Annotated in this window: 11 protein-coding genes and 1 tRNA gene; 4 read left to right on the top strand and 8 right to left on the bottom strand. The window is 62.8% G+C overall.

What is annotated here, in order from left to right; genetic code table 11:
* The first annotated feature begins 138 nt into the window (after positions 1–138).
* Positions 139–215 (top strand) — tRNA-Val (locus ABQX22_RS22520).
* Positions 216–335: 120 nt separating this feature from the next.
* Here the strand turns inward: ABQX22_RS22520 and ABQX22_RS22515 are convergent.
* On the bottom strand, positions 336–563 hold the full coding sequence (locus tag ABQX22_RS22515; RefSeq protein WP_349802080.1) for a hypothetical protein: 228 nt from the start codon (positions 561–563) through the stop codon (positions 336–338).
* 235 nt (positions 564–798) lie between these two features.
* Between ABQX22_RS22515 and ABQX22_RS22510 the strand changes: the two genes are divergently transcribed.
* Both ABQX22_RS22510 and ABQX22_RS22505 read left to right on the top strand, forming a co-directional pair.
* Entirely contained in the window at positions 799–1350 is a 552-nt protein-coding gene (locus ABQX22_RS22510; protein WP_349802079.1) for a DUF4174 domain-containing protein, read from the top strand.
* 71 nt (positions 1351–1421) lie between these two features.
* Complete coding sequence (locus tag ABQX22_RS22505) at positions 1422–1766, top strand: hypothetical protein (RefSeq protein WP_349802078.1); 345 nt, start codon at positions 1422–1424, stop codon at positions 1764–1766.
* Positions 1767–1833: 67 nt separating this feature from the next.
* Here ABQX22_RS22505 and ABQX22_RS22500 read toward each other — a convergent pair whose 3' ends face one another.
* From ABQX22_RS22500 to ABQX22_RS22480, 5 genes are all read right to left on the bottom strand, one after another.
* Positions 1834–2466, bottom strand: a complete 633-nt coding sequence (locus ABQX22_RS22500; protein ID WP_349802077.1) for a DUF5666 domain-containing protein — start codon at positions 2464–2466, stop codon at positions 1834–1836.
* Positions 2467–2690: 224 nt separating this feature from the next.
* Complete coding sequence (locus ABQX22_RS22495) at positions 2691–4922, bottom strand: xanthine dehydrogenase family protein molybdopterin-binding subunit (protein ID WP_349802076.1); 2232 nt, start codon at positions 4920–4922, stop codon at positions 2691–2693.
* A gap of 13 nt (positions 4923–4935) precedes the next feature.
* Entirely contained in the window at positions 4936–5919 is a 984-nt protein-coding gene (locus tag ABQX22_RS22490; protein ID WP_349802075.1) for an FAD binding domain-containing protein, read from the bottom strand.
* Entirely contained in the window at positions 5919–6587 is a 669-nt protein-coding gene (locus ABQX22_RS22485; protein WP_349802074.1) for a (2Fe-2S)-binding protein, read from the bottom strand. Before ABQX22_RS22485 ends, ABQX22_RS22490 begins: the two co-directional genes overlap by 1 nt.
* A gap of 209 nt (positions 6588–6796) precedes the next feature.
* On the bottom strand, positions 6797–7867 hold the full coding sequence (locus ABQX22_RS22480) for an NAD(P)-dependent alcohol dehydrogenase (protein ID WP_349802073.1): 1071 nt from the start codon (positions 7865–7867) through the stop codon (positions 6797–6799).
* Between the two features lie 281 nt (positions 7868–8148).
* On the opposite strand from ABQX22_RS22480, the gene ABQX22_RS22475 reads away from it, so the two are divergent.
* Positions 8149–11037 (top strand): sensor domain-containing phosphodiesterase, encoded by a 2889-nt coding sequence (locus ABQX22_RS22475; protein WP_349802072.1) that lies wholly within the window; start codon positions 8149–8151, stop codon positions 11035–11037.
* Positions 11038–11373: 336 nt separating this feature from the next.
* Here ABQX22_RS22475 and ABQX22_RS22470 read toward each other — a convergent pair whose 3' ends face one another.
* Positions 11374–11643 carry a DUF3253 domain-containing protein gene (locus tag ABQX22_RS22470; protein ID WP_349802071.1) on the bottom strand — a complete coding sequence of 90 codons (270 nt, stop codon included), beginning with the start codon at positions 11641–11643 and terminating at the stop codon, positions 11374–11376.
* A gap of 134 nt (positions 11644–11777) precedes the next feature.
* The gene (locus tag ABQX22_RS22465; protein WP_349802070.1) at positions 11778–12716 is read right to left on the bottom strand and encodes a carbohydrate kinase family protein; all 939 of its coding nucleotides are present in this window, start codon (positions 12714–12716) and stop codon (positions 11778–11780) included.
* Positions 12717–12725 lie beyond the last annotated feature (9 nt).

Raw genomic sequence — 12725 nt, 5'->3', positions numbered from 1 at the left:
GTAGGTCTCCCCGAATTCGCGTCAGCGCCCTATTTATCACGCGGCAAGGCGCCGGAAAAAAATTTGCGTATTCATAGGGTTAGTGTGAAAAAAGACGTTGACACACTTTTGAATATCCGTAGAATGCCGACCCACAGCAGGCGCGTAGCTCAGTTGGTTAGAGCACCACCTTGACATGGTGGGGGTCGCTGGTTCGAGTCCAGTCGCGCCTACCAAACAAAATCCGCTACTGCTGGCGGTCTAGAAAGGCTCACCGAAAGGTGGGCCTTTTTTGCGTCTGGGGTTGGCCAAATCCGCTCACCTCCCGGTGAACGGCTTTCAGCCTGCCGCGCTGCTTACTCCGCCTTACCCCGAACGATCCGCCCCGATTTCACTTCGTCGGCGTAGGCCTTGAGCTTGTCCGCATCTTTGTACAGCTGATTCATCAAGTGCAGCACGGCCACGACGTCCACGTCTTTGACGCGCTCGGCCAGGCGGCTGATTTCGCCGGAAGTGCGCTCAAGGTTGGTGGCGACGGCGTACAGCTCGCGCTTCAATTCGATGGATGATTTTTTCAGCCCCACTTCATTCTCCTGAAAACAACTGACGATTGGCCTGGCAGCCGGGCGCAGGTCACAGCGCCCGTTGTTAGACGCCGCGCACTATAGCGCACGTCGTCCGGGTCTGCTTTCGGGGCCAGGTGTTGCTCAGGCAATCGTTGCCACCCGATCGCTGGAAATGCGGAATTTTTGAAATGCACGCTGGACCTTTTGCCGTGATGCGCGATCATCAGTGCATGGAAATCCAACGGAGGTGTGTATGTTTACTCGGTCACTGACCCTTGCCATCCTGTTTGCCGTCAGCGCTCCACTGCTGGCTGCTGACAGTGATACGCCACTGGCTATGGAGCGCGGCAAGACGCGTCCGCTGATCATCATTGCATCGAGCACGGTGGACCCCACGCTGGTCAGCCTGAAAAAAAGCCTCGATGATCCTGCCAACCGTGAGGCCTTCGCCAAGCGTGACATGGTGCTTTACACCATCATCAACACCATCGGCCAGCGCAACGGCAAAGACATGGACGCGCAAAGCACCATGGCCCTGATCCGCGAGCTCAAGCTGGGGGTCAAGCCGCAGACTCAGGCGCAGGTGATCCTGGTGGGCAAGGACGGCGAGAAGAAAATCGACCATTCCGGCGCCATCGATCCGAAGGAAATCTTCGGCACCATCGACCAGATGCCGATGGCTGAGAAGGAAGCCGCCGCCGCAGCACCTGCGCCCGCTCCGGTTGAACCCAAGGCCGCCACCCCCGCCGGCAAACCGGGGAAGGCCGGCAAAGGCGCTGCACCGGCACCGGCGCTGGACGATTGAGCGGCCAGCGAGCCACAACCCTTCGGCAGCCAGCTGCTAATATCGCTCCTTTTTTGACAGCAAGGATTCACATGAAACAGTGGGCGGGAGTGGCAGCGTTGATGCTGCTGACAGGCTGCATGAGTTTGGACCAGACCCGCTCGGCCGGGCCGGTCCAGGAATTTTCCAGCCGCAAACCGGCAGCTGCTGTGGCCGAGTGCCTCAAGGTGACCTGGGCGGACGTGCGGATGTTTGGCGACGTGGCCGATGTTTTCCTGAAGACCAACGCGCCGGGTGACTTCACGGTGTACACCACCGAAGCCCAGTACTTCGCTGACGTGGTGGGCAAGGGCGGCACGACCCATGTCGGGTTTTACGCAAAACCCAATGCACCGGTGAAGGACCAGCGCGGGGCGGCGGTGGCGACCTGTCTGTAACGGCGGACCCAAATGACTTCACAAAAAAACCGGCGCATTGCCGGTTTTTTTGCGGCCCGGATCGACGTTACATCGGCGGCGTCACGCCGTTCTCGCCGGCTGAAATGGACAGCGCACTGAGCGCACCGTCAGCGGCCTTTTGCGCCTGCATCACGATTTTCACGCCGGGCTTGAGCAGGGTGCGATCCCCCGGCACCAGGTTGACGATGGGCACGTCGTCCGGAATGACGATCTGCTTCTGGCCGCCCTTGTAGTTGACTGTGATCGTGCGCCCGTTGCTGGTGACCAGATCGCCCACCGAGCCGTTGGTCATGGTGCTGTCCTTGCCCAGGTCGAAAGCCCGATGGCCATCGCCGGTGCCCGCCAGTGCAGGCGGGAAGACGTGAATCTCCAGCGCTTTCAGGGTGCCGTCCGGCAAGGGCACGGCGGCGGAGCCGATGTAGCTGCCGGGCTTGATGTCCGACACTTGAGCCAGGGTGACGCCGCGCACCAGGGTGTCCTTGGTCAGGCTGACCTGCAGGTCATCACCGGCCTTGGTGTGAACCTTCATCTGGTCGCCGTCGAGGGCGGTGATGGCGCCGCGCACCCGTGTTGGCGGAGCGTCTTGCGCCTGGGACGGGCTGGCGATCAACAGCGCGCTGGCCAGCAGGGTCGAGAGCAGCAGGGTGTCACGCACGCGTTTGCTGGGGTTGATGTTCATGGCAGGGGCAGTCCTTAAGTGAAAGGCGTTGGCAGAGATTACGTCTCGATGTGGGGGGGAGGGCTTATGGCAGATGCACGATGAACGGTTCAGCTGCAAACCCACGGCAAACACGACCCGCTGTAGGCGCGCGCTTGCCCGCGATGGCGGAAGGTCGGTGACGACATCCTGGCTGATCCACCGCCATTCGCGGGCAAACGCGCTCCTACGGGGAATCGCGGTGCTTAAACCCTCATCGTCGGCGGCAAATCCATCAATTTGTCCAGGGTGATAGGCAGCTCGCGGACGCGTTTGCCGGTGGCGTGGGCCACGGCGTTGGCGACGGCGGCGGCCAGGCCGGTGATGCCGATTTCACCGATGCCCCGGGCGCCGAACTCGTTGAGCGCCAGGTCCGGGTAATCCAGCAGGATCACGTCGATTTCCGGTTGATCCGCGTGCACCGGGACCACGTACTCGGCGTAGTTGTCGTTGACCGGCATGCCGTTGCGCTCGTCGTAATCGGTGGCTTCGAACAACGCCATGCCGACGCCCATGACAATCGCGCCCTCCACCTGATTGCGCGAGGTCTTGTCGTTGATCACCTTGCCCACGTCAATGGCGCTCACCACCCGCGACACCCGCAGGCGCGAGATGCCCGGGTCCCAGCGCACCTCGACAAAATGCACGCCGAACGAGCGGAACGAATGCTTGCTGGTGTCGGCCATGCCGGTCTTCGCTTCGCCGAAGGCGCTGGACTGTTTCTGCGCCTTGAGCACGTCGACGATGGCGAAGGACTTGCCGCCGCCTTTGAGCTGACCCTGCTCGAAGGTGATCTCTTCGGGCTTGGTCCCGGCCAGCACGCCTTTCGGCGCCGCCGAATAGGCTTTCAGCTGCTCGATGGCCTGGCGGGTGGCTTCGGCAATCGCCGGCAGCACGCTGGCCGTGGCCCACGAACCACCGGACACCGGGGCCGGCGGGAACGACGAGTTGCCCAGTTCTACTTCGATCTTGTCCAGCGCAATGCCGGTGATGCTGCTGACCACCTGCGCGATGATGGTGTAGGTGCCCGTGCCGATGTCCTGCACGCCGCAAATGGCGTACGCCGTGCCGTCCGCGCGCAGCGAAACCTGCGCCTCGGCGGGGGTGCGGAAGGCATCCCAGTTGCACGCGGCCATGCCGTAACCGATGACTTCCGTGCCGTCCTTCATGGAACCGGGTTTTGGATCGCGCTTGCTCCAGCCGAAGCGTTCGGCGGCCTGGTCGATGCATTCCTGCAAGTGATTGCTTGACCACGGCAGGTCCTGGCTCTCATCGCGATCGGCAACGTTGAGCTTGCGAAAGGCCAAGGGGTCCATGCCGAGCTTGTCGGCCATTTCGTCCATGGCCGATTCCAGCGCGAACAGCCCCGGCGCGGCGCCTGGCGCGCGCATGGAGGTCGGTGTGCCGCGGTTGACCTCGATGATCTTGTGGCTGACCAGCACGTTGGGGCAGCTGTAGAGGCTCTTGGTCGAAGTCCCGCAGTTTTCCTTGTACGGGTCGGTGAACGAGGTGGTGTTGATGGATTCATGGCTCACGGACACCAGCTTGCCCTTGTCACCGGTGGCCAGGCGCAAACGCTGTTGGGTCTCGGGACGATGGCCGGTGGTGGAGAACATCTGCTGGCGCGGCACCACCAGTTGCACCGGTCGGCCCAGCACTTTGGCGGCGCCGCAGGCAGCCACTGAATGCGGCCAGATCCACAACTTGCTGCCGAAGCCCGAGCCAATGAACGGCGCCCGCACTTCGACTTTCTCAGGCACCAGCCCGAAGATTTTCGCCAGCGAGTTGCGGTGCGCAACCACGCCTTGAGACGCCTCGTAGACGATCAGACGGCCGTCTTCCCAGCTGGCGACGGTGGCGTGCATTTCCATCGGGTTATGGGTTTCGACCGGGGTGCTGTAGGTGGCGTCAATGCTGTGGGCGGCGGCGCTAAACGCAGCACCGGCGTCGCCGCGTTTGTGCCCCGGGCTGCCGTCCTTCGTGGCGCCGGCTTTCATGCCCTGCTCAAGGTTGGCCACCGCATTGCTTTTGCTGTAGCTGACCTTGATCTTGTAGGCCGCGGCGCGCGCGTGCTCGAAGGTATCGGCCACCACCAGCGCGACGAACTGGCCGGCGTAATACACCGTCTCGTCTTCGAACGGCAGGCGGCTTTCGTCGGACTTGGCAGCCGTGAGGATCTTGGGCAGCGACATGGGCAGCGCGGAGTTGTGGTACAGCGACGGGAAGTTGCCGTGGTGAAAAACTTCCAGCACGCCTGGGGATTTACGCGCCGCGTCCAGGTCCAGCCCGGTCACTTTGCCGCTGGCGATGGTGCTGAACACGCCGTAGCCGTACGCCATGTCCTTCAAGTGATGGTCGGACGCGTACATCGCTTCGCCGGAGACCTTGCGGCGTCCGTCGATGCGGCGGGGCCCTGAGCCAATCATTGCTTCAGTCATGAGGGTGCTCCTGTCAGGCGGTCAGGGTGGTGAGGTTGCGCACGATCGCCTGTTGGGCCAAAGGGATCTTGTACGCGTTGTGGCTATAGGGTTTGGCACCCTGCAGGGCGATGGCCGCGGCTTTTTCCATATTCTGCGGGGTCAGCTTCACGCCTTTGAGGGCGCGTTCGGCGTCCAGCGCCCGCCACGGTTTGGTGCCTACGCCGCCCAGGGCAATGCGCGCGTCACGCACGGTGTCGCCGTCCATCACCAGGATCACGGCGCTGGAGGCCAGGGCAAACTGATACGACGCCCGGTCCCGCAGTTTCAGGTAGCCCGATGTGCTGTTGGCCAGCGGCGGCTTGAGCACCACGTGGGTGATCAACTCATCGTCCTGCAGGGCGTGTTCTTTCCAGGGCGTGGCGCCGGGCAGCAAATGGAAGTCGAGAAAATCGACGCTGCGCTTGCCCTTCGGTCCCTGGACTTCAACGCTGGCGCCAATGGCCGCCATGGCCACGCACATGTCAGACGGGTGCGTCGCGATGCACTGATCGCTGGTGCCGAGCACGGCATGGACGCTGCGGTTATGGCCGTCGATGGCGGCGCAGCCCGAGCCCGGTTCACGCTTGTTGCACGGCGAGATGCCGTCACGGAAATAGTTGCACCGCACTCGCTGCATCACGTTGCCGGCGGTGGTTGCCTTGTTGCGCAGCTGGGTGGTCGCCCCCGACAACAGCGCCTGGGACAGCACCGGGTAGTGGCTGACGATGTGCGGGTCGTGGGCCAGCGCGGTGTTAGTCACCAGCGCGCCGATGCGCACGCTGCCGTCGTTCTGCACCTCGATCTGCTTGAGGGACAGGTGATTGACGTCGATGACCTGATCGGCAGGCATCACGTCCAGCTTGACCAGGTCCAGCAGGGTGGTGCCGCCGGCAAGAAAGAACGCCGTCTGGCTTTTCGAGTGGCTGGTCACGGCCTGCTCGACGCTGCTGGCGCGGACATAATCAAAGGCTCTCATCAGGTCACCTCCTGCAGCTTGATCCGCGCCGACTGCACCGCCGACAGAATGTTTTTGTACGCGCCACAGCGGCAGATATTGCCGCTCATGGCTTCACGCACGCTGTGGTCGTCAGTGCCGATGGTTTTATCCTGCAGCACGGCGACCGCGCTCATGATCTGCCCCGAGGTGCAGTAACCGCACTGATAGGCGTCGTGTTCCCAGAAGGCTTCCTGCACCGGGTGCAGCTTGCCGTTCCGGGCCAGGCCCTCGATGGTGGTGATCTCGTCACCTTCGTGCATCGCCGCCAGCGACAGGCACGAATTGATCGCGACGCCGTTGACGTGCAGGGTGCAGGCGCCGCACTGGCCGTGATCGCAGCCCTTCTTGGTGCCAGTGAGCTGCAAGCGGTCACGCAATACGTCCAGCAGCGCGGCGTTGGCCGGCAGGTTGAGGGTGTGGGTCAGGCCGTTGACCTTGAGGGTCATGCGCCGCTCGTCTTTGGCCGGGGCATCAGTGTCGTCCGCCACTGCCGCCTGGGCTTCGATGGCCTGTATCCAGACCGGCGCGGTGGCGGCGGCGAGGCTGGACACACCAATGGATTTAAGGAAGTTTCGGCGTGATGGCACGATAAAATCGGTGAGGTCGGCTGTAGCGGGTTCGGATTTTTTATCAGGCTGATCGGTCATGTGAGACTCCTCGTCAGCAGTGAATCAACCCCTGGGGCCCGACGGTAGGCGAGCGGCAGGGACGCGGGGCAGGGTGACGCCACGGGTATTCTTCAACGCATGACAATAGCCAATTGATTGCGTACCCATTGATGTCATTAAACGAATGAACTGTTCGGGTTTTCTCATGAATCCCGGGCCACGTAACGGTAATGGCCCGGGCGCAAGGGTCAGGCCGCGGACGCTTCCTGCTTCAGCGTAGCCATATCAATCACGAAGCGGTATTTCACGTCGCCTTTTTGCATGCGCTCGTAAGCTTCGTTGATGTCTTTCATGGCGATCATTTCAATGTCCGAGACGATCCCGTGTTCGGCGCAGAAATCCAGCATTTCCTGGGTTTCCTGAATGCCGCCGATCAACGAACCCGCCAGGCTGCGGCGCTTGAAGATCAGGTTGAACACGGTGGGCGACGGGTGCGGAGAATCCGGCGCTCCGACCAGGGTCATGGTGCCATCGCGCTTGAGCAGGTTGAGAAGGGCGTCCAGGTCGTGCGGCGCGGCGACGGTGTTGAGAATGAAATCGAGGCTGTTGGCCTGGGTGGCCATTTCATCCGGGTTCTTCGAAACGATCACCTCGTCGGCGCCCAGGCGCAGACCGTCTTCGCGCTTGTTGGGCGAGGTGGTGAACAGCACCACGTGCGCGCCCATGGCGTGAGCGATCTTGACGCCCATGTGCCCCAGCCCGCCGAGCCCGACGATGCCAACCTTCATTCCGGGGCCGACCTTCCAGTGGTGCAGCGGCGAGTAGGTGGTGATGCCGGCGCACAGCAGCGGCGCGACGGCGGCCAGGTTGGCGTTTTCGCCGTGGCTGATGCGCAGCACGAACTTTTCCTTGACCACGATGCTGTCGGAATAGCCGCCGTAGGTGTTCTCACCGCCGAATACCGGCCCGTTATAGGTCCCGGTAAAGCCGTTCTCGCAGTATTGCTCTTCGCCCTCGGCGCACGAGGCGCAATGCTGGCAGCTGTCGACCATGCAGCCGACACCGGCCAGATCGCCCACCTTGAACTGCTTCACGCTCGCGCCGACAGCCGTCACGCGACCGACGATTTCGTGCCCCGGCACGGAGGGGTACAGTGTGTTCTGCCATTCATTGCGGGCGGTGTGCAGGTCGGAGTGGCAGACCCCGCAGTAAAGGATGTCGATCTGAACGTCATCGGCGCCTGGCGCGCGGCGTTCGATCTGAAAGGGCTTGAGGCTATCGTTGGGACTTTGCGCGGCGTAGCTGTACGTCTTGCTCATTGCAATGATCTCCAGACAAGCAGAAAGAATATGCGTCAGCATTGAGTGACAGGGCCCAGCGGCAAAAGGTCAATGTTTAACGACTGCAGGCGGCGGTACTCAACCACTTCATCTGCGCGGCGATTGGCCTATATTCAGGTGGCTGCACACGAGAATGGAAAATAACGCGTTCAAAACCGACTTGTACGTCGTTTATAGACCGCTAATGGCGTAATGGCACTTGCAACAAATGGTCACACCCCATAAAGATACCCATGTCGCATGTTGGCAATGGAGCGCCCATGAATTCCTGTGTCTCGAACCCTGATCTACGTCCCTTGAACACCCCCAACGGTACGTCGGAAACGGTCATCCCCGAGGCCGGTTATTCGATCCCGTCGGGTTCGCGCGAAGAGACCATCGAAGACCTGCTGCGTGCCGCGCCAAACGCGGTGCCCTCACTCAACTGGGCCGCCTATCGCGCGGGCGAACAGATGCACCTGTTGGGCCAGGGCGATGCAGGCACCAAATGGCCAACGCAGATTGGACGCGACGCGTTCGAGGCGTTCTGTGACGAACTGGGCCTGCACCGTTGGGCCACCGGCCGGGGCGAAAGCGTACTGGGCTGGCTCATCGCCTCGGAACAACATGCAGGTGACCCGCAACTGACCAGCCTGGCGGCCCGTCTTGGTCTGCATCTGCAGACCGATGCACTGGCCCGGGCCCAGGCGACGCAGAGGGTGCTGTACGAGATCACCTACCTGGCCAGCTCCACCCGGGAGCGTTCGGCCTTTCTGCAAGGCGTTCACCAGCAACTCTCGACCCTGATCGACGCCGAGAACTTTTACCTGGCGCTGTACGAGAATCAAAGCGGCAAGATCACCTACCCGTACTACATCGACATCACCGACGCCGATGCGCTGGAAGCCGAGACCTACGAGTACCTCGACCCCGAACACATGTCGATGACCGGCTATGTGCTGACCACCGCGCAGCCGCTGTTTGTCGACAGGGCCGAAATCGAACAGGCCCAGGCGCACAAGCGCTTCTACTGCGTCGGTCACCGGCCGGAATTCTGGATGGGTGCGCCGCTCAAGAACGCGTCGGACGATGTGTTCGGCATGCTGGCCATGCAGGTCTATGACGTGTCACGGGTCTACAGCGTCGAGGATCGCGAGCTGTTCCTGGTGGTGGCCCGCCACGTGGCCATGGCCCTTGACCGGATTCTGCACCGCGCGCACCTGGAGGAAACCGTGGCCCGGCGTACCGCTGAACTGTCGCGCCTGAACGACGCCCTGCGCAGCGAAGTGGCCGACCGTGAACGCGCCGAACACCTGCAAAGCGCTTTATTCCAGATCACCGAACTGTCCAGCCAGCCGGGGGACATGGCCGAGCTGTTCCGCAGCCTGCACGGGATCGTCGGCGACCTGCTGTTTGCGCTCAACTTCTACATCGCCCTGTTCGACGACACCACGGGGGAGGTGACGTTTCCCTACTACGTCGATGAGCGCCTGGCCGAGCGGCCCAATCCGAGGCGGGGCGAGCGCGGGTTCACTGAATACGTCATTCGCCAGCGCCGCCCGTGCCTGATCGACAATCAGGAAGCGCGGCGTCTGGAAAGCCTCGGCGAAATCACCCTGCAGAATGAGATCAACCGCTCCAATTCCTGGCTGGGGATTCCGCTGTTCGAGGGCGACACCGTGCGCGGTGTATTGGCGGTGCAGAGCTATTCGAATCACGTCTCCTATTCACTGCGCGACCAGGACCTGCTGACGTTTGTCTCGCGGCATATCGACACCGCGCTGTCACGGCGCACGGCGGCGGAGGCCATTCACACGGCCAACCTGCGGCTGGAAGCGCGGGTGCAGGACCGAACCCGCGCGCTGGACGTCGCCAACGCCAAACTGCAGCACGAAAACTCCCACGACTCGTTGACCGGCCTGCCGAACCGCAGCCACCTGCAGCAGCAATTGCGCTCGGCCTGGGCGACGTTCTGCGATGACGGCCAGGAGCTGGTGGTGATGTTCATCGACCTGGACCGTTTCAAGATGGTCAACGACAGCCTGGGCCATCAATGCGGCGACAAGTTGCTGGTGCAGGCCGCCGACCGCCTGCGCAGCTGCATGCGCGACAGTGATCTGCTGGCGCGGCTGGGCGGTGATGAGTTCGCGGTGCTGGCCTTTGGCGCGCCGCCCGACGTCATGGTGGCGATTGCCGAGCGCATTCTGGAGGCCTTCGACCTGCCGTTCTATATCGACGGGCACGCGGTGTTTTCCTCCTGCAGCATTGGCGTGGTGGCGGCGGACCGGCAGTTCCATCACGAGCCGGCCGACCTGTTGCGCGACGCCGACACCGCGATGTACCGGGTCAAGAATGCCGGACGCGACAGCTACGCGGTGTTCAACCAGGAAGTGCGCCGCGAAGTGTCGGACCAGATGGAGCAGGAAAGCGCGCTGCGCAATGCGCTCAAACGGACCGACGAATTGCTGCCGTATTTCCAGCCGATCATCGACGTTGAAAGCGGCAGAATCCTTGCGCTGGAGGCGCTGATCCGCTGGCGTCAGCCGGACGGCCGGGTGATCGCGCCGGGGCAGTTCCTGCCGGCGCTGGAAGGCCTGCGGCTGATCGGGCGGCTGGATTTCTACATGCTGCAGAGCGTGGTGGCGATCCTTGCGCAACCGGCCCATGCCCACTGGCCGACGGTGCATATCAACTGCTCAAGCTACAGCATCACCCGACCGGAGTTTTCCAGCGAAGTGCTGGGCCTGCTGGAGCTGCATGGCGTGCAGCCTTCGCGCATCTGTCTGGAACTGACCGAAGGCGCCCTGGTGGCCGAACCGGAGCTGGCGCGTCAGGCGATGAAGCACCTGGCCGATAACGGCGTGTCGGTGGTGCTGGATGACTTCGGCGCCGGGTTCTCGTCGCTCAGTTACGTGCACCAGTACCACTTCACCGGTCTGAAAATCGATAAATCGTTCACCCTGGAACTGACTTCCAGCTCGCGCAGCCGGGCGATCGTGCGCGCCATCGTGCGCATGGCCGAATCCCTGGGACTGAGCGTGGTGGCCGAAGGCGTGGAAGACGCCGCCACCCTGGCATTGCTGCGGGAAATGGGCGCCGGGCAGGCCCAGGGTTACTACTTTGCGGTGCCGCTGCCCCAGGACAGACTGGATTTGAGTTCGTTGCTGTGAGGGCCGATTGCAAGCGCCAGGCGGTGTGTCTGAAAAAAATGATGTCGCCCGTTTCAGGGCCGCTGCGCGCCCCATCGCGACCGTCGTAACCTCCGATGGCTCCTACGCGCTCCGCGCAGAAGCGTCAGGCGGTGCGACATCAATTGCCGTTGATTCTGGCCGAAGGCCGTGGGAGGGCCGCTGCGCGCTACGCGTAGACGCGTAGACGCGTAAGGCGGTGCGACATCAATTGCCGTTGATTCTGGCCGAAGGCCGTGGGAGCTGACTTGTCTGCGATCTGGCGCGCAGCGGCAGCAGATCCTGCGAGCGCGGTGTGTCGCTCCATACTCAAACACGTTATTGAAAATTTTCTCCACGCCTTAGCCGAATCGGGCCGCTCAACTTCTCGTCAATCGTCACCTCGCTGTCGCCCTGGGTAACCCGAATGATCCCGTTCGCCGCCATCCGCTTCGCCACCTCACGCACTTGCGGCATCAACCCGCGCCACACGCCTTCATCGTCCGCCAATGCCCGCGCCACGTCAGACGGACAGATCGAAGACGATGGGCTGCGCTGCGCTAGCAGGTCAACGATGCAGCGTTCAAGGGTGGGGTCGGTGAAGGGCATGGGGATCCTGGTGGGTATGTGATCGATGTGTTGTAGGAGCGCGCTTGCCCGCGATGGGGGTGTGCCTGAGACGAACAGGTTGCCTGACGCGCCTCAATCGCGGGCAAGCGCGCTCCTACAAAATGTGCTGCGCGTTATACCACCTGATCGCGGTACGGCAAGTCCGGGCCGACCCGGGTGCAGGTGACGGCGGCAGCTGCGACGGCGAAGTTGAGCATCTCGGTAAGAGTCTCGCGGTCCAGCGTTGGCAGGCTGGCCGGGGTGTCCAGACCGCGTTCGGTAAGGAAGGTGATCAGCGCGGCCTGGAAGGTGTCGCCGGCGCCCACGGTGTCGGCGGTGATCACTTCTCGCGCCGGCACTGACCAGTTGCCCTTGTCCCGGGTGAACAGGCTCGCGCCCTGACGCCCGCGGGTCATGATCACCAGCTGGCAGTTGTCCTTGAGCCAGCCCTTGGCCACGGTTTCCGCGTCGGTGTCGGGGTAGAGCAGGCTCAGGTCCTCGTCGCTGACCTTGATGATGTGCGCGTGTTCGGCGAACCGGCTCACCTGCCTGCGCCACAGGTCGATGCTCGGCGCCGGATTCAGGCGCACATTGGGGTCGAAGGTGATCAGGCACTTCCCGCTTTCCCGTTGCACCAGTGCCAGCAACGCGTCGGCCACCGGCTGCACCACCAGTGAAAACGACCCGACGTGAATCCCCCGCACGCTGTCCTCCAGGGCGGGCAAGTGCTCGAGGGTCAGCAGCCGGTCTGCGCAACCTTCGCCCCGAAAGCTGTAGTGCGGCGAACCGTCAGCACCGACGGCCACCATCGCCAGGGTGGTGGGGGCGTCGATGTGCACCAGGAAGTCATCGCGCACGCCTTCTTCTTCCAGCACCGTTGCCAGATGCCGGCCCAGGTAATCGGTGGAGATCCCGGCAAAAAAACCGGCCTCCACCCCCAGCCGGCGCAAACCCACGGCGACGTTGAACGGTGAGCCGCCGGCGATCGCCTGAAAGCCCAGTTTATTGCTCTGACCGCTGCTGTCCGGTTGACTGAAAAAGTCGAACAGTGCTTCGCCACAGACGAGGTACATAGGTGCTCC

It is taken from the genome of Xanthomonas sp. WHRI 1810A (assembly GCF_040202885.1).
Classification (GTDB): Bacteria; Pseudomonadota; Gammaproteobacteria; order Pseudomonadales; family Pseudomonadaceae; genus Aquipseudomonas.
The sequence above is the reverse complement of the archived record's forward strand: the minus strand, read 5'-3'. Positions and strand labels throughout refer to the sequence as shown.

What these genes read in the sequence shown, in the direction of transcription:
- ABQX22_RS22510 (WP_349802079.1), top strand. Translation starts at nt 799, where the DNA reads ATGTTTACTCGGTCACTGACCCTTGCCATCCTGTTTGCCGTCAGCGCT.
- ABQX22_RS22505 (WP_349802078.1), top strand. Translation starts at nt 1,422, where the DNA reads ATGAAACAGTGGGCGGGAGTGGCAGCGTTGATGCTGCTGACAGGCTGC.
- ABQX22_RS22500 (WP_349802077.1), bottom strand. Translation starts at nt 2,466, where the DNA reads ATGAACATCAACCCCAGCAAACGCGTGCGTGACACCCTGCTGCTCTCG.
- ABQX22_RS22495 (WP_349802076.1), bottom strand. Translation starts at nt 4,922, where the DNA reads ATGACTGAAGCAATGATTGGCTCAGGGCCCCGCCGCATCGACGGACGC.
- ABQX22_RS22490 (WP_349802075.1), bottom strand. Translation starts at nt 5,919, where the DNA reads ATGAGAGCCTTTGATTATGTCCGCGCCAGCAGCGTCGAGCAGGCCGTG.
- ABQX22_RS22485 (WP_349802074.1), bottom strand. Translation starts at nt 6,587, where the DNA reads ATGACCGATCAGCCTGATAAAAAATCCGAACCCGCTACAGCCGACCTC.
- ABQX22_RS22480 (WP_349802073.1), bottom strand. Translation starts at nt 7,867, where the DNA reads ATGAGCAAGACGTACAGCTACGCCGCGCAAAGTCCCAACGATAGCCTC.
- ABQX22_RS22475 (WP_349802072.1), top strand. Translation starts at nt 8,149, where the DNA reads ATGAATTCCTGTGTCTCGAACCCTGATCTACGTCCCTTGAACACCCCC.
- ABQX22_RS22470 (WP_349802071.1), bottom strand. Translation starts at nt 11,643, where the DNA reads ATGCCCTTCACCGACCCCACCCTTGAACGCTGCATCGTTGACCTGCTA.
- ABQX22_RS22465 (WP_349802070.1), bottom strand. Translation starts at nt 12,716, where the DNA reads ATGTACCTCGTCTGTGGCGAAGCACTGTTCGACTTTTTCAGTCAACCG.